Here is an 18832-nt window from a genome sequence, read left to right as displayed (position 1 = left end):
AGTTGCTTTCATTAGTAGTATTACTGGCTTGATTTTTATCATGGGTTTGTTCCATGCTATTTTGCTCAACCATACTGAAATTCAAACATTTTGCTTGTACTGATTCCTGTTTGTAATCAATAGCTTTTTACAATCAAGCATTTCCTGATGTTCTCTAGTTCTTGCTCTGCATTGGCACGCATCGCTGGGCCAACGTGGGCAAGGAGTTAGTTTTATGAAATTTGGGAGTTTTGCTCCTTTTGTGAGTGGAACTTTAGTAATGGTAGTAGCTTTGATTCTTATTTTGCGAGTAACTAAAAGTACATCTGAATCAAAAACAGAACGTGTCGCCTGAAAATCTAGGTCTGAATTAAGAATTACAAATTAATATGACAGGTCGCCGAGTATTATTTTTAGGCATCTTTGTAAGCATCCTCCTCACCTACGCAATTTGGATTGGTGGGAGCATTCCTGCAAACATCATCAAACTTCCTGACCAAGGATTAAACTGGTACTACTGGAAACTTCCCCAACCAACCTTTTGGAGTCGAGCAACGGCTTGGGGTATGTACCTTGGGCATCAGTTTAGCATCTGGGCGTGTATCTTGTGGGCGCAGCGATCGCAGTTGAAATACAAATCAGCGTTGCACCCGATAAATTACCTTATGCTTGCCATTAATGGTATATTCATCGCTTTACACTTCCTCCAGACTTATATTTGGTACGATGCTCTAGCTCAGGATACTTCAATTTGGGCTTCTCAAGGTGCGGTTGTATTCCTACTAGTCTTCGTACTGATTTTAGAAACACCTAGACGCGGTTTGTTTTTTGGCAATTCTGTTCCATTCCATCAACAGTTTTTGCAAATTATCAAACTGTACCACGGCTATTTTTTCTCCTTCGCCGCTATCTACACCTTTTGGTATCACCCAATGGAAGCGACTTTGGGGCACTTAATTGGTTTTCTCTATATGTTCTTGCTGCTGCTCCAATCATCGTTGATATTTAACCGCACTCATGTAAACCGTTGGTGGACATTTACTTTAGAAATTACGGTGCTTTTACATAGTGTGGTTGTGTCGTTGATGCTAGGACAAAGCAAGTGGCCCACATTTCTCTTTGGTTTTCTGGGTATTCTCGTGCTTACTCAACTTCATGGTTTACCTGTGGGTATCTTGACTAAACGTACTATCTACGGTGCTTTTTTAGTGAGTGTCCTGGCGGTTTATGCACTGACTGAACGCGGCTTGGGCAGAATTTACGAAGTAACCTATATTCCTCTGATTGAGTTTGGATTAGTTGGTGCAATTTACTTAATCTTCCTGCTCATCTTATGGACAATTTCTCATTTATCTGTCAAGACCTAATGTCATGTTAGCGTTATAACTCGTTGAACTCCAGCAGGCTTAATTGAAACATTAGGATAAAGTATTAAGCCTTGCTAATTCTAGGTTTTAAAGATTTTGGTGCTTATATAAATTGCCGCTTCAAATAGTCGGTGAATATCTGGTGTTTAAGAACTGTTAGTTGCGAACGCGATCAGATCAATGCCAATCTCACTCTTTGAACCGATCTTTCACAACTTTTTTGATAGCCTTGAACGTTGGGTCATCAAATGCAGCATCTTCTCTAGCGTCACCCCCATCGACATTATATTTGCCATACATTACGCCAGTTGGGAAATACAATCCTTCACCCGTAGCGATCCCTTTACGAAGGAACAATACGTATTTTTTGCCAGGTTCTAATGGGGTATATTCATCAAACACTCGAATGTAGGATTTCCAGTTTTCTGGAACTACAGCCGCTTGCTGTCCAAGACTAATTTCTTTGAGGGTTAAATCTCCCTTAAAAACTTTGCTCACCTTAAAAGGGACTTCTGAAACAGCCGTAGCAATAAATCCTTCCCGATCCCTGCCAATGATCGACCGTGCTTCAGCAACAGACTTGTCTGTTTTCCCAATAACAATGAGGTCTGATTTGGCGATTAAATCATCAAGTCCATCAATAGGAATGATTGAACCAGGAAGACGCTTAACTGGCAAACCTTTGATTGTTTCCACTTTTTGGGAAGAAACTTGATGAACTTGAGGTTTTGTCCCTGCAATTAGCTTAGGACGGGCTTGCAATGAAGCAGCGTTCGCTAACCCCGATAAGACAGAAATGAGGATAAGAGCAATTAAGGAATGTTTCTTCATGGTTGATTTAGAGACCCCATTTACCTTGCAAATTCGCTATGTCATAGCTTTGTGTCCCAAGAGCTTGCTGACCTTGGCGCATTACTGCGTTAACACCTGATGCTGTGACGTGTGCCATTGATAACGAGTGCCCTAAAACTGCCTATTTAGCATCATCGTGCATGATTTGGGGCGATCGCCCCTTACAGTATTTACAAGGCAAGGAACAATCACCCTTGATGCTTGAAATGCTGGGTTCGTTCCTTAACCCAGACTACCGAGAATCTGCGATCGCATTGCTGCTCACCTGGACATCACAACCCAAAGATGACCTCTCGCTACATCCCTATCGACAGATTGACGGCTAACGAGACACAAGATCGGCTACCGCACATGGCTGCAAGGTGGACGAACACACTGTACCAAAGCCACGCATCGGAGCATCGCCTGGTTAGAAGCTTTGGGGCAGCAGTATGGAGACTTTCTTGAGAACCGAGTGGTTTGCGTTTACAACTGAATGAATTCCAGGAGATCGGCATTGATCTGGTCTGCATTTGTCGTCGGCATACCGTGCGGGAAACCCTTGTAGGTTTTCAATACCGCGCCCTTGACCAACTTAGCGCTCAGTAGGGCGGAGTCGGCATAAGGAACTATCTGGTCATCATCGCCGTGCATTACCAAAGTTGGCACAGAGAGCTTCTTAAGATCCTCGGTAAAGTCGGTCTGGGAGAAAGCCACGATGCCATCATAATGCGCCTTGATACCGCCCATCATGCCCTGGCGCCACCAATTCTCAATCACGCCTTGCGACGCTTTCGCGCCCGGTCGGTTGTAACCGTAAAAGGGCCCACTCGGCACATCCCAATAAAATTGCGCCCGATTGGTGGCAACCTGCACCTGAAAGTCGTCAAATACCTCTTTAGGTAAACCGCCGGGATTCTCTGGGGTCTTCACCATCAGTGGTGGCACGGCGCTAATGAGAACGGCCTTCGCAACGCGGCTTTCGCCGTGGCGCGCAATGTAGCGTGTCACCTCACCGCCGCCAGTCGAGTGTCCAACGTGGATGGCATTCTTTAAGTCGAGATGCGCGGTAAGCGCAGCGAGGTCATCGGCGTAATGATCCATATCGTGTCCGTCTCCGCCTTGGCTCGAGCGTCCATGCCCTCGTCGGTCATGCGCGATGACGCGATAGCCGTGATTTAAGAAGAACATCATTTGGTTGTCCCAGTCGTCGGCCGATAGAGGCCAACCATGCGAGAAAACGATGGGCTGACCGCTGCCCCAATCCTTGTAGTAAATCTCTATGCCGTCTTTCACTGCGATCGTGTTCATGTGTTTTTCTCCAGTAGGCTGACTCACATTCTGCAAGTAAGTGAAAAGATTGATGATATTTTTGATAAATGACATCATCAGCATCAAAAATAAGAGTACAAGATATTGACTACTGCGGGATAGTGGCAGCAATAATTCACCAAATGTGTTTGGTAGAAGAAATCAACCAAATACTATAGCAGTCCTAAATCATTTGTGAAAATTCTATATCTCTTTCTTCTTTCTTCCCTTTGCGTCCAACTCTTAGAGACGCTGCGCGTTAGCGGAGCCTCTCCAAGAGTTGGCGTTCTTGGCGGTTCGTTTCTGATTTATATTTTTCAGGACTCCTGCAAGGATTGCTATAGGTGTAACGAACTGCAAACATAAACACTTCAAACCGCAAACAAGGCAATTTTGAAACCACATTATTTGTAAATAAGAGGGATCTCAAAACCACAAGAATTGCAAATTAAACCGCAAACAAGAGTTTTCAAACCACATTAACTGCAAGTAAAGCTTAACCCTTACAGTGACTGGATTAAGAGATTTATAGTGACAAAATGGAAACGTTTATTAAAAAACTAACAATTTTACTCACCACTACTAATATTTTTTTGCTGTTGATAACGCTGTTTAAACTGCTGTTGCTGTATTTTATGATCCACAATTGGGTCAGGATAACCAACAGCATGACGTTCTAAAGGTGGAATTTTACCACTAACTAAATATTCTGTATCTACAGACCGCAATTCTGACACCCATTGCCGAATATATTCTCCCTCTGGATCGAATTTTTGTGTTTGGCTAGCTGGGTTGAAAATCCGCACAGGTTTGGGGTCCATGCCGCTAGAAGCACTCCATTGCCAACCGCCATTATTAGCGGATAAATCACCATCAATCAGGTGTTGCATAAAATATTTTTCTCCCAATTGGGGATTAATTAGCAAATCTTTAGTGAGGAAACTGGCGACAATCATTCGACAACGGTTATGCATCCAGCCACTTTCGTTTAACTGACGCATTGCTGCATCTACAATGGGATAGCCAGTTCTCCCTTCACACCAAGTTTGGAAGTGTTCTTCGTTAGTTTGCCAAGGAAAATTCTTAAAGGCGTCGCGGAAAGCACCATCAGCTAATTCCGGGAAGTTGTACATTGCGTGTTGATAAAACTCCCGCCAAGCTAATTCCTGTTGCCATGTGCGGATATTTACTGCTGTTTCGTCACTGCGGCTATTTTCTAATGCTTCTATAGTGGCTTGCCAAACGGTGCGAATGCCAATTACGCCAAATTTTAAAGCTGCACTCAGTTGTGATGTTCCGTCAACTGCGGGAAAATTGCGCTGTTCTTGATATTCAGTAATGGCTTTATTAGTAAATTCTTCTAATCGTTCTTGTGCCGCCGCCTCTCCTGGTGAAATAATCAATTCTCCATCCCAAATAAATCCTAAATCTTTTGCTGAAGGTAGTGCGATCGCTCCTGCAAGTTTGGCAATTTCTTGTTCAGCTTCCGTTAATCCCTCAACATTTTGCAATGTTTCTACTGGTTGACTCTTTGGTTTGGTAATCCAGTTTTTCCAGAAGGGAGTGTAAACCGTGTAAGGACTGTTACTACCCGTGCGTAACTCCTCTGGGGAGTTGAGGATTTGATCCCAGTTTTGGTTAAGAAACTCAATACCTTTTTCTTTGAGGGCATTTATAATGGTGCGATCGCGTTCTTGTGAATAAGGCTCTACATCCCAATTCCAAAAAACAGCTTTGGCATTTATTGCTTCGGCTAAGGCTGGTATTGCTTGTACAGGATCGGCATGTAGTATTAATAACTGGCTACCAACTTGAGCATATCGCTCTTGAAGTTTCTGCAAACAGCCAATCATATAAGTTACTCTCACAGGAGCAACATCATCCCGTTCTAGAATATGCGGATCGAGGCAAAACACGCCCACTACCTTCGGACTCTGCTCTTTTGCCGCAGCCAGTCCCGTATTGTCAGAAATGCGTAAATCGCGCCGATGCCAAAACAGAATTAAGTCAGACATTCCATGCTGGATATAGTTCACCCGTACTAGCTTAGATGCTAGTGGTACCAATAAGCATCATTCTGACGATAAATTTATTCTTTTAATGGGTATTTAAGAGTTTAACTATAGCAGTTTGCAATTGCATGGTGTAGGGGCGCACAGCTGCGATCCTTACGAATTCAAATGAAAATTGCGATCGCAGAATGTCAATAGTCAAATAAACCCCGGTTTGTCAATCGGGAATAGTGGTTTTTTAGATCGAAATTGAGTATACTCTTCTTAACAGTTAATTAGTCTTTTTGTCATGGCTAACCTACTACTTGACGACAGTACGATTGAGAGCGATTTAGACGAAATAGCTCGTGAACTTGCGCCTCTTGGCATTAAACTCAAACACTACGACCCAGGAACATCGCTACTCTTCCCTAATCTGCTACACCAGGACGTTTTAACTGAGGCCGAGAAACGTTATTGCGTAGAACTCCATAACAGCGTCTTTGAATTTCTTCAGCAAGAAAATGGCGCTCTCTGGTGTGACTTACTAAATGTGCACCCAGGTTCGTTCAATCTTCACCACCTGATCGCAACCTACGGCCGTTACCATACTCATCCTGCGGCTGAACCCCTCTATGTGTTAGCAGGAGAAATGATTTATGGTTTCGTGCGACTTGATGGCAGTCAGGTACAGCTTTTAGTTCAGGCACAAGACTATCTCTACATCCCCGCTGGCGTTGAGCATTGGTGCAGCCCAACTGCATCGTTGAATTTCAAAGGAGTACGCTATTTTGCGATGCCTGCGGCGGGCTGCGCCAACGCAGAAGGTTGGGTTCCTAATTATACAGGGACTAAAGTGAGTGATTCGATCTAAAAGCCGCGTTAAAGCTCATTTATGCACGTCCTTTAGCCGACCTCACGAAATCGCGTTGCTCCCCCCTAAGCCTTGTGAAATGCGCTGTCTTTGAGTATATCCTGTAGTCTTTAAAGCAACAGTCTCAATTCGACTGTAAAGGGACTGGGGCAAAAGCCGAAGGAAATAGGCAGCTGCTAGGGTCAAAACTGTACGGCGTGGTTCTTTAGAGAGAATATGCCAGTTGGTTGCTAATGCTCGATTCACCAACTTCACAGCCATTGCACCATCTTGCAAGCTGACTGCTCTACGGGCTAAGTACCGCAACTGGTAAGCTCTAGCCAGTGTTTCCCATTGATTAACTATTTCTGGGGCGTATAAACGTGCCCTAGAGATTGCCAATTCCCAAGAATCTAACTGCTTGAGCAAGTTTGCTGATAGTCCCCCTGAATTTACCCTATATAAGGTCAAAGCTTCAGGAATACCCTCTATTTGCAGATCGCTCTTAACAGACATCCGAAACCAACATTCAACATCTGTTGAGTCACCATTAGTATGACGCGATCGCTCATCAAAATAAAAACTTTCAACTGTACCGTAAAGATTGTCTTGGAATTCAATAGCTTCAAAAACTTCTCTTTTAATTACTGCTACCGAACCATTGCTAATTGGATTGCGGCAAAGGATAATCGCTGGAGTTATTCCCTGCATTTGAGGCATTTGATAAATACCTAAAGGGTTCCCATTATCATCAATAAAAGCAGAACGGCTAAAGCTTACCCCGACATTAGGCGAATTATCTAAATGCTTAACGTGTTTTTCTAATTTTTCTGGCAACCATAAGTCATCAGCATCTAAAAGAGTTAAATATTCTCCCTGTGCATGGCGAATACCAGTGTTTCTTGCCCCAGGTAGACCCCGATTACTTTGACGAATAATTTTAATTCTAGAGTCTGTAAATTGCTGACAAATTTCTATACTCTTATCAGGAGTACCATCATCAATAATTAAAATCTCGAAGTTTTCGTAAGTTTGTTCAAGAGCCGATTGCAGCGTAGCAGCTATATATTTTTCTGCTTTGTAAACCGGAATAATAATAGAAACTTTCTTCATTGTTGACTATTCCTATTGATTTTATTTAATTAATATCTAATTAAATTTGCTATGCACTAGGCAATAAATATAATTATGCTTTAGACATAGAAAGTTCTTAATTATTTCTAGATATCTTCTTGAAGAATACGACGTTTTTGGTTAGCCCCTACTATATTATTTGAAACCAGAGCTTCAAATTTATTGTAAACATTTTGAGGTAAAAGTAAAAGTAAATAAGCTGCTACCAGCGTCAAAATTGTACTTTTTGAATTTTCAATAAGAATATGCCAGTCAGCTATTAACGCTCGATTAATTAATTTTACAGCCATTGAACCTTCTCGTAGTCGTACAGCATTACGAGCTAAATACTGCAACTGGTAGGCTCTAGCTAGTGTTTCTCCTTGAGTAAATATCTCTGGAGCGTAGGAGCGTGTCTTTTCAATTAGCTTTTCCCAAAAATCTAACTGCTTGAGCATATTTGCTGAAAGCCCTTTTGAATTAACCCGATACAAGGTCAAGGGTTCTGGAATGCCCTCTATTTGCCAATTGCTTTTAATGGAAATACGAATCCAAAATTCGTTATCTTCTGATTGGAGTAAATGTTCATCAAAATAACAATCTTCATTAGTACCATAAAGATTATCTTGGAATTTAATCGCTTCAATAACTTCTCTGCGAATTACCGCAGCCGAGCCATTACCAATCGGATTGCAACTAAGTAAATAAGATGGCGTGATTTCTTTAAGCTTGGGCATCTGATACGTACCTAAAGCTTCTCCAGCTTCATCAATAAAAGCAGAACGACTGAAGCTAACACCGACTGCTGGTGAATTTTCTAAGTGAGCAATCTGTTTTTCTAATTTTTCTGGCAACCAAAGGTCATCTCCATCTAAAAAAGCTAAATATTCTCCTTGAGCATAGCGAATACCAGTATTCCTAGCTCCAGATACCCCTCGATTTGCCTGGTGAATAATTTTAATTCTGGGGTCAGTGAATTGCTGACAAATATTTATACTCCTGTCCAAAGAAGCATCATCGATAATTAGAAGCTCGAAATTTGTATAGGATTGCTCAAGAACAGATTGTACAGTAGCAGCTATATATTTCTCAACTCCATAAACCGGAATAATTACAGAAACTTTTTTCATTTTCTAGACTGACTTTAGTTTCAGTTTTGATTTCAGGTTTTACTAATATTACAGTAATCTTTGATATAGCAATAGGAATACTACCTGATGGATACGATCGCACCTTCTAGTGATAGCATCTAAAAAAGTGAGATATTTATCCACCTGGCTATCCGTCTAGTCAGAGGACGAACCCCACCTCCTAACTTTTCACCGGATAATGTAAAATTTCGTCTGGTATTAGTTACTTAAGGCAAAATACTGTATTAAAAAATACATTTTTCTGCGTGTGGATAGTCTGATTGAAATTTTTAGCAACTGATCTATCCACCATTATCCACAAGAAGACTGAGTAACTATCCCATTGAGTTACAAGTGGTAAGTACTACAACTTACCTCAACTGATTCTTTGTTCATGAATATTTAATTTTTGAACGTGAATAACGCGAATTTTGCTAATAATCTGGAACAAGCATCCAGAAATATTATCTACAAGTATTTTTTTCAACAACAATTTAATTAATAGCTTTTGAGTCTCCTTTTGCAAAATAATTTTTGGATATAGCTGAATTGCCTTACCCAATTTTTTACTTGCTTTTTCAACTCCTTCATCACCTGTAATTCTTGTGAGGCAGAGGCGACAAGAATATCGATAAACATAAGCTAAACTATGATTTTTCAACATTTGAATTTCTGGCGATCCCGATTGAAAAACTCGCTCCAATACTTGTAACTGACAGTCTTCCATAAATTCAATTTTAGATGACATTGAATTGGAAGATTGACGATAGAAAATCTGCGGTTTAGTAACTACGACAAACGACCATTTTGCAGCTAAACGCAGCCAATAATCCCAATCTGCTGCTCCTGATACTAAAGGTTCAAACTCCCCTACAGATTCAATCGCTTGCTTACGGATTAAGGGATTTGAACCACTAGCAATAAAGTTCCAGGTTAATAAATTAGCCAAAACATTACCTTGGAAAAAGATAGACCGTTCGATATGGCAATTTCCAGTTTGTTCATCCATAAAATAAGTCCAGCTATAAGCAACACCTGCCTCTGGATTTTTCTGCAAAGCTTCTAACTGAAGTTCTAGCTTATCAGCTGTCCATAAATCGTCAGCATCAAGAAAGGCTATAAAATCTCCTTTGGCATGAGAGATACCACGGTTACGAGCTACTGATAAACCTCCATTCTCATAGGAAAAGACTTTTATACGACTATCTTTTAACTCATCCAGTAGCTTAAGAGTTCCGTCTGTTGAACCATCATTGATAACAATTATCTCAAAATCAGAAAAAGTTTGTTGTTGTACTGAGACAATTGTATCGACAATTGTGCGCTCAGAATTATAAGCGGGAATAATGACAGATATAGTTGGCATGTGATTTTAATAAGTTGCTCAATTTTACTAGCGAATTAGTATCAAAAAAGGTTGTTTTATACAGCCTCTATTGCAGCCTTGGAACCGCAACAGACCTAGCCAAAGAAAAAGGTCGAGTCAAGTACTTAGCAATTCGAGGAGAAAAAACTTGCATTACCAGCCATTTCATTAAATAACGCTGAGTTAGTCTTTCTAGCAAAATCTGGGGATATAAAGAAACCGTTTTCCACAATTTACGACCAGCTTGGTTGACCTGTTCTCTATTAGTCACATGAGCCAGCTCCATGCCAGTTAAATATTGATAGATATTTGCTAGGCTTCTATTTTTAAGATTTTGTAACTCTGGTGGTGCTGCTTGAAAGCCTCTCTCCAAGACAATAAGCAAATATTTCTCCATCTTCTCAACTTTAGTTGACATAGATTTTGAAGAGTGACGATAGAGAATTTGAGGTTTAGGAACTACTGCAAAATTCCAGTGCTGTGCTACACGAAACCAATAATCCCAATCCTCTACAGAAGAAAGTGTTGGATCGAATTCTCCAGCAGATTCAATTGCTTGTTTACGAATTAAAGGATTGGAACCATTGGAAATAAAGTTACTGAGTAATAATTTGTCATACACATTACCTTCATAGACTACATTATGACCGGGGTGAAAAATCTCTGCTGTTTCACTCATGTTCAGAGTCCAGCTATAAGCAAGTCCTGCCTCTGGATGTTTTTGCAATGCTGCTAGTTGTAGCTCTAATTTATCAGGTATCCATAAGTCATCGGCATCAAGAAATGCCATAAACTCTCCAGTGGCATGAAAAATACCACGATTACGAGCGACTGATAGACCAGCATTACTGTATGAAAAAATCTTGATCCGAGAGTCTTCAACAGTCTTCACTAGTTCTAAAGTCCCATCGGTTGAGCCATCATTAATAACAATTAGCTCAAAATCAAAAAAGGTTTGTTGAAGAACAGATTTTATCGTTTCTAATATAGTGCGTTCAGCATTGTAAGCGGGAATAATAACGGATATAGTTGTCATAGAGCTTATGGAAAGTAGAAGGATTTTTGTAAGTCCTAGTGTAGGCAGAGCAGAAACCAGTTAGTTTGGGAATAGTTCCAAGAGTTCTTGAGCCGCTACCTGAATTTGTGAAGGTTCTTTTACAAATCTGCAAAAGGGAATTGAGTAAGTCCAAGCTTGATAAAATGCTTCATTTTTATGGTAAGCATTAGGTATAAAGATATGAGGAATACCCATAAGAATGCAGAGAATATGTCCATGCAAGCGGTTTGTAATAATTAGACGATGCTGCTTGAATTGATACATCCCATGATGCATATAACTTAAAGATTTAAGATGCATTGAGGAGTTATATAAGCTATTGAATCCAAAGGAATAATGATGGAAGTATTTCCAGAGATATCGGTATATCCACTCCCCAGGAATCACTGTACCTTTTTGCAAGCCTTCCCGAATTCGCTCCATACGTTCAGTTGTGTCATATTTGAAAGAAGTCCAATCTTCTACAACTAAATTAGGGAGATCAATAGAAGTCTGAGAATTACTTGGATTCAACTCTTTGTCATTTCTATAGTGATACAAAATAGAGTTGCTGCGGTTAGACTTCGATAATAGATCAGGTAAGTTAACCATTTGAAAAGCCATATCAGGTGCTTTAATTACCTGACAGTTGTAGAAATATTTTAGAGCAAGTTCATAGCTGTAGTCGTCACGGACAAACAAAGTTAAATTAGGATGTGAATTGAATACATTTGCTGCCTCTATTAAATTGGTTGGTTCAACAAAATAAATACTTTGTGGTAGGATAATTATTGGTTGATCCCGGTATTTGGAAATAATCTGTTCGCGAAATTTTTGATGAGCAGTCCAAAGATCGCCTAAATTCCCTCCTCCTTGCAGGAAAATAGGAGATTTTCCAATTCTTTCTTCCATTACTGTGCTAGAAAAGTTATTAGGACTTGCAGTGTATTTAATTTTTGTTTTTTGCACATTGATTAAATAAAGTATAGTACCTAACCCGATAAGGTGATCGCCAATATTAGGATAGTCAGGATAGTCTAGTAATGCACACTCTTGAAATGTCTCTAATTTCCCTAGTGATTTATGCAGAAGTTCTTTCAGTTGTTCCGGTTGGGTGGTAGCCATTAATTTTAGTTCCTCGTTGTTATTCGTTATTTCTCAATGAATGAGTGTAGTTATAAAAAGGTATTTTTATAAAAAGCTAAATTTTTACTTAGCTTTAATTTTTATTTTGCAATTGATAAAGATTGAGTTCTAGATAAAACATATTTACTAGCCCAAATGCTGTAAAGAGGTAATGCTAATATATGAGTCATAAACACCGCAACAGCTACCCAAAAAATCCCCCATTTCACAGCTACTAGTAATGAAATTGTAAAAATTACAGTAAAAATTAGGTTCCAGTAAAGATTAATATGACTTTTATCTACAGAGTTAAGTAACATAGAAGCGCCATCAGCAAATGGGCGTGGTAGGGCTGACAAGCAGATAACTATCAATACTGGAATTGCTGTTATCCACTTTTGCCCAAAAATAATTGGTACATAAAATGGAGCTAGGCTTGACTGGAGCAAAACCAATGGAAATACAATTAAGGCAAATGTTTTGAGGCTACTAAAATAACGTTCTTGAAACTGTTTAACGTTTCCCCGAGCAGCACAAAGATGGGGATATAAAGACCAAGTCATTGTATTTATGACATTCATGCTGATTCCTAAACCAGCATTGAAAGCGAAATAGTAAATTCCTAGCGCCTGGACTCCTAAAAAACGTCCAATGATTAGGTAATCAAGATTAGCTCTTAGCTTATTTAGTAACTCAACGCCAAGAATATTTCTAGCATAACTAACAACTTCCTGCCACTTGTTAAAACTAAAAGACATGGTAGGCCGCCAAGGATGATTCATCAGATTGATAACAATCCATACTGGAGTTGTAATCACAATAGGTACAACAACAGCCCACATTCCCATCCCTAATAGAGCTAAACCTATAGTGAGAACATTGATTAGGAACGATTGAGTGGCATTGCATAATGCTGTAATTTTTAGGCGATTTTCTCGCTGGATTAAGGCAGACTGAACTGCAAAGATTGGCAGCATTAAGTAGACTAATGCCATAATGCAGATAGGTAAGATAACTTGGTTATTACTATAAAACCAAGCAACTGGTAAAGCTGCAATACACTGAAGAAGAAACATTACTCCACATAGTATCCAATTAAGGCAGTAAGATGTCTGACAAATAATTTTCAGATCCTTTTCTGATGCCTGAACAATCTTAGATCCAATTCCAGCTCTTAAGGTAAAAACAGTTGCAAATTCATTGGTAGTCAAAACGATTGCGATCAATCCATAATCGTAGGGATTTAACAGGTGAGATAAAGTGACTGTTGTTCCCAATCGGAACACACGATTCATTAACTCTGCTCCCCCCATCCAACCAACATTACGCACATATTGGCTAGAGAATTTTTGCCTTAGCTTTTTGATTAACATGAGGCCATCCTTAAGAAACAATTATATATTTTTTATCAATTTAAAACTTAAATATAAGCAGCTTCAGACTTCTTATGAAGAAAAGAGTTAGGAGGCTGAACTTCTTCTTTAAATGCAATTCCCATGATGATTAAACCGGGATAGTATAGGTAAGCTAAAGCCTCTTGGCTATCATTAAATGTAAAAAGTAATAGAGTGATAAGAAAATACAATGCTACTCTGGCAATTGTACTTTTCTGTGCTTTAATAAGCAAAACTATAAAACTCAATAAAATTGGTACTAAAAAAGCGATGAAGCCAACTATCCCTTTCACAAACAAGAGACCAAACCAAGTATGGTGAGAGCCGATAGGCATTTCTGCTAATGCTTTAGGCCCTGGTGCTTCTCGAAAACCATGACCCCATATAGGAGCTTCTTTCCATTTCTCCAAGGCAATCATACCTAAGGCTTCATGCACTCGTGAAGAGTCCGGTCTAGCATTATAAAATGCTTCTGTAGCATCTTTAACAGTACCAAGAAGTACCGTGCTAAAAATACCTGCTAAAAAGCTAACAAACCCGATCGCAATTTGCGTCGTAGGTTTAGTAATTTTTGTAAGCAACAAAACTAATATGAAAACTATTGGTAAAGCGATAAAAGATAAGCGAGAAACAGATACTATACTCATCGCTAAAGAGCCGACTATACCAATCCAGCGCCACTTGTTGTTACGTTCTTCAAGAGCAAGGAAGAAGTAGATGTTTCCAATAAGACCTAGCGCAGGTGCCCAAGGTGCAAATAGAAATAGACGGATATCATTCGTACCGTAATCACTACCATATAGATTTACATTGTAAAAAAGCTCGCCATTCTGTATTAATCTTTCAATTGGAGAAGAATATAGGTGTGCAGGCAAATGTAATATCCAAGCTAGATAAAAGAAGGGAATTAAAATCAAACTTTGAAGGCATAAGATACAGACGGCTCTATAGATTAGTTGTGGTCGAATATTGAGACAGCCGCTTAATGGAAATAGTGCTAGTAAAGCCCAATCTGTAAACCAATTAATTAATGACCGAAGAGTTTGATTTGTCCCGACGTCATAACTTATGCAGCCTACAATTGTAGCGATCGCTATAACCAGAATAGAAACAATCCAAACCCAATGTATCCAATAAATTTTAATTATTTTGTCAATACTAGTGTACGCTGTTTGGTTCCAAAGCCGCTTACATAGGTAAAAAAACAGTATCCAGGCTAATACAAAATTTATCGGATATAAAATACCAATAAAATAAAATCCATAGGTACTAATTATCCAATACCAAACAAGACTTTCTTCCAAGTTTTGAGGTTTCATTGTTCCATTCTCTTCCTCTCTGTAATCAGAGTCTTATCAGATATTAAATTTTTACGTTCGCGCCACCAAAGTAACACCAGTCCAAGGGATACGAAAAGGGAGCCGAAAGTTGAACCTAGTAAAACCAATTTCTCTTTTGGTGAAGTCGGGTTCTCAGGTAATGTAGGCTGTATAACAAGTTGAATCAGTGGATAAGAGCCAAAGATATTCGACTTGCCAATATCCAGTCTGGTCAAATTGGAGGAAAAGACCGCTCCAGCAATTTGCGTATTTCGCTTGAGTGAATCTAAGGTGCTTTCCAACTGTGTTAAATTTTTGAGCCTACTCTCAAGCTGGTTAATCTGTTGTTCTATTGCTTGAGCTTGAGCGGTGAATCCCTTTTGGTCTGCCTGAACTATCACTAGTTCTTGAGAAAGAGCATCTCGAGGAATGCTGTTACCAGAGTTATAGCTACTAAGGCTTAACTGCTTTAGATCTGCCAAAGTAACTTTTCGCCCTAAAATAGACTCACCTCGAGTTAGCAGGGCCTGTTCAGCAGCGTCTCTTTTCGCTTTCTCTGTAATTAATGTCGGATGGCTAGGCATAAATTTGGATTCTAAAACAACTAAAGAAGCGCTAGCATCACTATAATTTTTTAAGTTCTGTTGAAATATCTGGTCTGTTTGAAGGGTAAAAGCATTTGTAGCTTGTCCGGCAGATAGTTTTAAATTATTCGATAATTGTGCCAGTCGACTACTAGCCTGTTGCTGTTGACCAATTATTTCGGCTCGTTGTCTACGTAGCTGTTCAATGTTGGTTGTCAGATCCTTAATTTGATCTTCAGAGTTCAAACCCGAACGTGCTTTGTAATCGGCAAGGCGCTGATGAGCATCTGCTAATTTTTTTTGCGAAGAAATCAGGGAAGTTTGATAACCTATATCTCTTTGAACAGCTTCTTGATTTCGTAGTAAGTTGAGTCTTGCTTGCAAGACTTTGTAAAAAGCTAAAGATTTATTTTGAGCTTCCTGGGGACTCGCGCCTTCAAAGTCAACGCTCATCATGGAAGTATTAATTATTAGCTTGAGCCGAGGTTTGCCAAACTCTTCCAAAGACATATTAAGTTGAGCTGCTGCCGCTGTTAATATAGGGTCGCTTTCAGCAATAAATTTATAAATTTCTCTTGGATCTTGAGAAGAAAGAGCAGCGTATGGAGACACATTTTCATAATTAGCATAGCCAATGTCCGGTAAATTAATATTGGCATTTGACCATGCTCCTGGCAGATTAACAGCTGAAGAACTAGTGTAGGTCGGTGGTGTAAGCTTTAGATAAAGGAAAGTTGCAGCCCAAAATGCTATGTTGGTCGCTAGACCTAGAAGTAAGTAACGCTGCCAACATCGTTTTCTCACTACTAATTTTCTCAAACTGCTAGGGTAGCCCGCAGAGATTTCTGTATGATTGGCCATTAAAAATCCTCTAAAGTCGGGAACTTGGCTGCGGAATTACAAAGTCTAGGTGGGTTTTTGCGATTCGCCTAAGTACATTTTCAGGATTTTACTACATCGTTGCTTAAAATTTTATTTATAATTCTTAATAAAGTTTCCTTCTTAAACAGCAATAACAAAACTGCCTGATGGTCAATATTGCATCAATGCAGACAGCATCCTCTAGGGTTCAAAAAAATTATCCACCCAGATATCCACCTAGCTGTACCTAATTTACTTTAAAATAATTTACTTCCTGTAAAGTATTTTAAAGTAAATATTTGCAAAGATCATGAAAATAGCAATGAGCGATCGCCGTTTCTGGAGGCTGCTAGGGAAAACAATTTGTATTGCTATAGTTACGCTAGCTATTGTCGTCAAATTTACACCCATCAAGTCTAGTTGGAGTACTACCTCAAGCTATCACTGGACTAATGTTTCTATCGGAGGAGGTGGTTATGTTACAGGCATTTATTTGCATCCACGAGAGCGAAATCTAGCCTACATCAGAACTGATATGGGTGGCTTTTATCGTTGGAATTCAAAAGACTACAAATGGATTCCGCTAACAGATATATTTAGCTTACAACACAGCAATTACTATGGGGGAGAAGCCTTAGCACTTGACCCAAATAACCCAGATATTGTATACATAGCAGCAGGTAAATACACTACTAGTCGGGGTGGATTAGGAACAATTTTTAAATCGAGCGATCGCGGTCGAACCTGGAATAAGCTGAAAATAGACTTGCCAATGGGCGGGAATGAAAATAAACGTTGGCTAGGAGAGAGGCTAGCCGTTAATCCCTTTAATTCCAATGTGATTTTATTTGGCTCGCGGTTGAATGGACTATGGAAGTCTTCAGATGGTGGCACAACATGGGGCAAGGTTAGCTCCTTTCCCGAAAAGTCGGAAGCAAATATTGGAATTGCAGGTATTATATTTAACAAAAATGTGTCTGGACTAGTCTATGCCAATGCCTATGGAAATGGCATATATAAATCCACTGATGCGGGTGTTACCTGGAGCAAAATACCAGGAAGCCCATCAAAAGTGAATCGAATGGCTCTCGCAAATGACAAAGTTCTGTATGTAACGCATACGTCAGGTGTCAGCAAATATGCAAACAGTATTTGGAGCAATATCACACCAAGTAACGCGAAAACTAAATTTAATGCCATTGCTGTAGATCCAGAAAATCCCAATCACCTTTTAATTGTTTATGACCAGTATGTTTCCACAACAAACGATCGTGTAATATTTCAATCTACTGATGGTGGAGCTACATGGCAACAGAAAAAGCATACTTTGAAACCTCAAGTGCCTTGGTGGCCTAAGTGGTATTTTGCCTCTGCAACTTCAGCTATTGAGTTTGACCCAAAAACTGCTGGACGGTTATGGTTAACAGACTGGTATGGAACATGGCGGACAGATAACATCAACGCAGAGTCATCTGTTTGGTCGAACTATGAAAAAGGACACGAGCAGCTAGTTAGCTTTGCACTAGTCTCGCCTCGAAGTGGCTCTAAATTGTTGAGCGGTGTTGCTGATACGGATGGGTTTGACCACAACAATGGGTTAGATGTCTACCCATCTACGCAGTTTGGCGGCAAAAATAGTCCTCGGTTCCAGGATACCTATGGCCTTGCTTATAGCGAAAGAAATCCTTCACAAATGGTACGTGTCGGTGGTAATCGATGGAACAATACTTATACGGGAGCAACTTCAAGAGATGGGGGAGTGACATGGAAAAAATTTTCCTCGTTTCCGAAGAACACAATCCCGTTGCGTGTAGCCATGTCAGCAACAAATTCAAATCTATTTGTCGCAATTATTAATCAAGGACAGCCTATTCGCACAACCAATGGCGGATGTTCTTGGAGCAAAGTATCAGGATTACCCAAAGGCCCTAAAGGCCCGTGGTACTGGGGTCAACCATTAGTAGCTGACAAATTAGATGGCAACACTTTTTACTACTACAGTGGTGGCAAGTTATACCGCAGTAGGAACGGAGGCGCATCCTTTAGGATTGTAAACTCATTATTGCCTTCAGAAAGTTGGTCTATGCTCAAAACAGTTCCGGGGGTTAATGGCGAAGTCTGGCTCAGTCTTAACTCTCACGGACTTTATCGCTCAAAAAATGGCGGTGCGAAATTTGCCCAGATTCCGAAAGTGAAAAAAGCTTATTTATTCGCCTTTGGTAAGGGACGGAAGGGAAGCAAAATGCCTGCACTGTATTTGTATGGGGAAATTGCTGGTATGGGCAAAGGAGTTTTTCGCTCTCTCGATAAAGGAAAAACATGGATAAATATCGCCTTTTTACACCAACCTATCGGCAATGAGCCTAATGTGATGGAGGCTAGCTGGCAGAAATTCGGACTAGTCTTTATTGGCACTAACGGTAGAGGAATATACTATGGTAAATTGTAAAAAAAATTACTTTTGTTTACTTTTTTCATGCAACTGACATCAGTTGCAAGAAAACCACAAAGCTAAAAGACTATAGCGGTTCCTGATTGAGTGCAATACAGTATGGGATAATGGAGTATATTA

Annotated in this window: 15 protein-coding genes; 4 read left to right on the top strand and 11 right to left on the bottom strand. The window is 39.9% G+C overall.

Features of this window, described 5'->3' with window-relative positions:
• The first annotated feature begins 368 nt into the window (after window positions 1-368).
• Window positions 369-1346 (top strand): hypothetical protein, encoded by a 978-nt coding sequence (locus tag ACFE93_RS10295; protein WP_375473202.1) that lies wholly within the window; start codon window positions 369-371, stop codon window positions 1344-1346.
• Between the two features lie 189 nt (window positions 1347-1535).
• Here ACFE93_RS10295 and ACFE93_RS10290 read toward each other — a convergent pair whose 3' ends face one another.
• A complete protein-coding gene (locus tag ACFE93_RS10290; protein ID WP_375473201.1) occupies window positions 1536-2177 on the bottom strand; it encodes a hypothetical protein in 642 nt (213 codons plus the stop codon).
• A gap of 104 nt (window positions 2178-2281) precedes the next feature.
• Here ACFE93_RS10290 and ACFE93_RS10285 point away from each other — a divergent pair, with 104 nt between their 5' ends.
• Entirely contained in the window at window positions 2282-2524 is a 243-nt protein-coding gene (locus ACFE93_RS10285) for a hypothetical protein (protein WP_375473200.1), read from the top strand.
• A gap of 139 nt (window positions 2525-2663) precedes the next feature.
• Here ACFE93_RS10285 and ACFE93_RS10280 read toward each other — a convergent pair whose 3' ends face one another.
• Together ACFE93_RS10280 and ACFE93_RS10275 are read right to left on the bottom strand one after the other, a co-directional pair.
• Window positions 2664-3488: an alpha/beta fold hydrolase gene (locus tag ACFE93_RS10280; RefSeq protein WP_375473199.1), complete on the bottom strand. Its 825-nt coding sequence runs from the start codon at window positions 3486-3488 to the stop codon at window positions 2664-2666.
• A gap of 569 nt (window positions 3489-4057) precedes the next feature.
• Window positions 4058-5503: a deoxyribodipyrimidine photo-lyase, 8-HDF type gene (locus ACFE93_RS10275; protein WP_375473198.1), complete on the bottom strand. Its 1446-nt coding sequence runs from the start codon at window positions 5501-5503 to the stop codon at window positions 4058-4060.
• 286 nt (window positions 5504-5789) lie between these two features.
• On the opposite strand from ACFE93_RS10275, the gene ACFE93_RS10270 reads away from it, so the two are divergent.
• Window positions 5790-6353: an acireductone dioxygenase gene (locus ACFE93_RS10270; protein ID WP_375473197.1), complete on the top strand. Its 564-nt coding sequence runs from the start codon at window positions 5790-5792 to the stop codon at window positions 6351-6353.
• Window positions 6354-6395: 42 nt separating this feature from the next.
• Here the strand turns inward: ACFE93_RS10270 and ACFE93_RS10265 are convergent, their stop codons facing one another.
• The 8 genes from ACFE93_RS10265 to ACFE93_RS10230 form a co-directional block, all read right to left on the bottom strand.
• Complete coding sequence (locus tag ACFE93_RS10265) at window positions 6396-7445, bottom strand: glycosyltransferase family 2 protein (protein WP_375473196.1); 1050 nt, start codon at window positions 7443-7445, stop codon at window positions 6396-6398.
• A 107-nt stretch (window positions 7446-7552) separates the two neighbouring features.
• Window positions 7553-8575: a glycosyltransferase family 2 protein gene (locus tag ACFE93_RS10260; RefSeq protein ID WP_375473195.1), complete on the bottom strand. Its 1023-nt coding sequence runs from the start codon at window positions 8573-8575 to the stop codon at window positions 7553-7555.
• 376 nt (window positions 8576-8951) lie between these two features.
• The gene (locus ACFE93_RS10255; RefSeq protein ID WP_375473194.1) at window positions 8952-9941 is read right to left on the bottom strand and encodes a glycosyltransferase family 2 protein; all 990 of its coding nucleotides are present in this window, start codon (window positions 9939-9941) and stop codon (window positions 8952-8954) included.
• Window positions 9942-10008: 67 nt separating this feature from the next.
• A complete protein-coding gene (locus ACFE93_RS10250; RefSeq protein ID WP_375473193.1) occupies window positions 10009-10977 on the bottom strand; it encodes a glycosyltransferase family 2 protein in 969 nt (322 codons plus the stop codon).
• 60 nt (window positions 10978-11037) lie between these two features.
• A complete protein-coding gene (locus ACFE93_RS10245) occupies window positions 11038-12102 on the bottom strand; it encodes a polysaccharide pyruvyl transferase family protein (protein ID WP_375473192.1) in 1065 nt (354 codons plus the stop codon).
• A 101-nt stretch (window positions 12103-12203) separates the two neighbouring features.
• Window positions 12204-13475 (bottom strand): lipopolysaccharide biosynthesis protein, encoded by a 1272-nt coding sequence (locus ACFE93_RS10240; protein WP_375473191.1) that lies wholly within the window; start codon window positions 13473-13475, stop codon window positions 12204-12206.
• A 47-nt stretch (window positions 13476-13522) separates the two neighbouring features.
• Window positions 13523-14815, bottom strand: coding sequence for an O-antigen ligase family protein (locus ACFE93_RS10235; protein WP_375473190.1), 1293 nt, complete (start codon window positions 14813-14815; stop codon window positions 13523-13525).
• The gene (locus tag ACFE93_RS10230; RefSeq protein ID WP_375473189.1) at window positions 14812-16260 is read right to left on the bottom strand and encodes a GumC family protein; all 1449 of its coding nucleotides are present in this window, start codon (window positions 16258-16260) and stop codon (window positions 14812-14814) included. The genes ACFE93_RS10235 and ACFE93_RS10230 overlap by 4 nt, the downstream gene beginning before the upstream one ends.
• Window positions 16261-16570: 310 nt before the next feature.
• Between ACFE93_RS10230 and ACFE93_RS10225 the strand changes: the two genes are divergently transcribed.
• Entirely contained in the window at window positions 16571-18709 is a 2139-nt protein-coding gene (locus ACFE93_RS10225) for a WD40/YVTN/BNR-like repeat-containing protein (protein WP_375473188.1), read from the top strand.
• Window positions 18710-18832 lie beyond the last annotated feature (123 nt).

Origin of the sequence: uncultured Nostoc sp. (genome assembly GCF_964247315.1) — a bacterium.
Taxonomy (GTDB): Bacteria; Cyanobacteriota; Cyanobacteriia; order Cyanobacteriales; family Nostocaceae; genus Nostoc.
Note: the sequence above shows the minus strand (reverse complement) of the source record. Positions and strands in the feature narration are given on the sequence as shown.

Excerpts from the sequence above, each read along its gene's own strand:
- ACFE93_RS10250 (WP_375473193.1), bottom strand. The coding sequence starts at position 10,977 with ATGACAACTATATCCGTTATTATTCCCGCTTACAATGCTGAACGCACT.
- ACFE93_RS10295 (WP_375473202.1), top strand. The coding sequence starts at position 369 with ATGACAGGTCGCCGAGTATTATTTTTAGGCATCTTTGTAAGCATCCTC.
- ACFE93_RS10270 (WP_375473197.1), top strand. The coding sequence starts at position 5,790 with ATGGCTAACCTACTACTTGACGACAGTACGATTGAGAGCGATTTAGAC.
- ACFE93_RS10260 (WP_375473195.1), bottom strand. The coding sequence starts at position 8,575 with ATGAAAAAAGTTTCTGTAATTATTCCGGTTTATGGAGTTGAGAAATAT.
- ACFE93_RS10240 (WP_375473191.1), bottom strand. The coding sequence starts at position 13,475 with ATGTTAATCAAAAAGCTAAGGCAAAAATTCTCTAGCCAATATGTGCGT.
- ACFE93_RS10275 (WP_375473198.1), bottom strand. The coding sequence starts at position 5,503 with ATGTCTGACTTAATTCTGTTTTGGCATCGGCGCGATTTACGCATTTCT.
- ACFE93_RS10255 (WP_375473194.1), bottom strand. The coding sequence starts at position 9,941 with ATGCCAACTATATCTGTCATTATTCCCGCTTATAATTCTGAGCGCACA.
- ACFE93_RS10280 (WP_375473199.1), bottom strand. The coding sequence starts at position 3,488 with ATGAACACGATCGCAGTGAAAGACGGCATAGAGATTTACTACAAGGAT.
- ACFE93_RS10230 (WP_375473189.1), bottom strand. The coding sequence starts at position 16,260 with ATGGCCAATCATACAGAAATCTCTGCGGGCTACCCTAGCAGTTTGAGA.
- ACFE93_RS10225 (WP_375473188.1), top strand. The coding sequence starts at position 16,571 with ATGAAAATAGCAATGAGCGATCGCCGTTTCTGGAGGCTGCTAGGGAAA.
- ACFE93_RS10245 (WP_375473192.1), bottom strand. The coding sequence starts at position 12,102 with ATGGCTACCACCCAACCGGAACAACTGAAAGAACTTCTGCATAAATCA.
- ACFE93_RS10265 (WP_375473196.1), bottom strand. The coding sequence starts at position 7,445 with ATGAAGAAAGTTTCTATTATTATTCCGGTTTACAAAGCAGAAAAATAT.
- ACFE93_RS10290 (WP_375473201.1), bottom strand. The coding sequence starts at position 2,177 with ATGAAGAAACATTCCTTAATTGCTCTTATCCTCATTTCTGTCTTATCG.
- ACFE93_RS10235 (WP_375473190.1), bottom strand. The coding sequence starts at position 14,815 with ATGAAACCTCAAAACTTGGAAGAAAGTCTTGTTTGGTATTGGATAATT.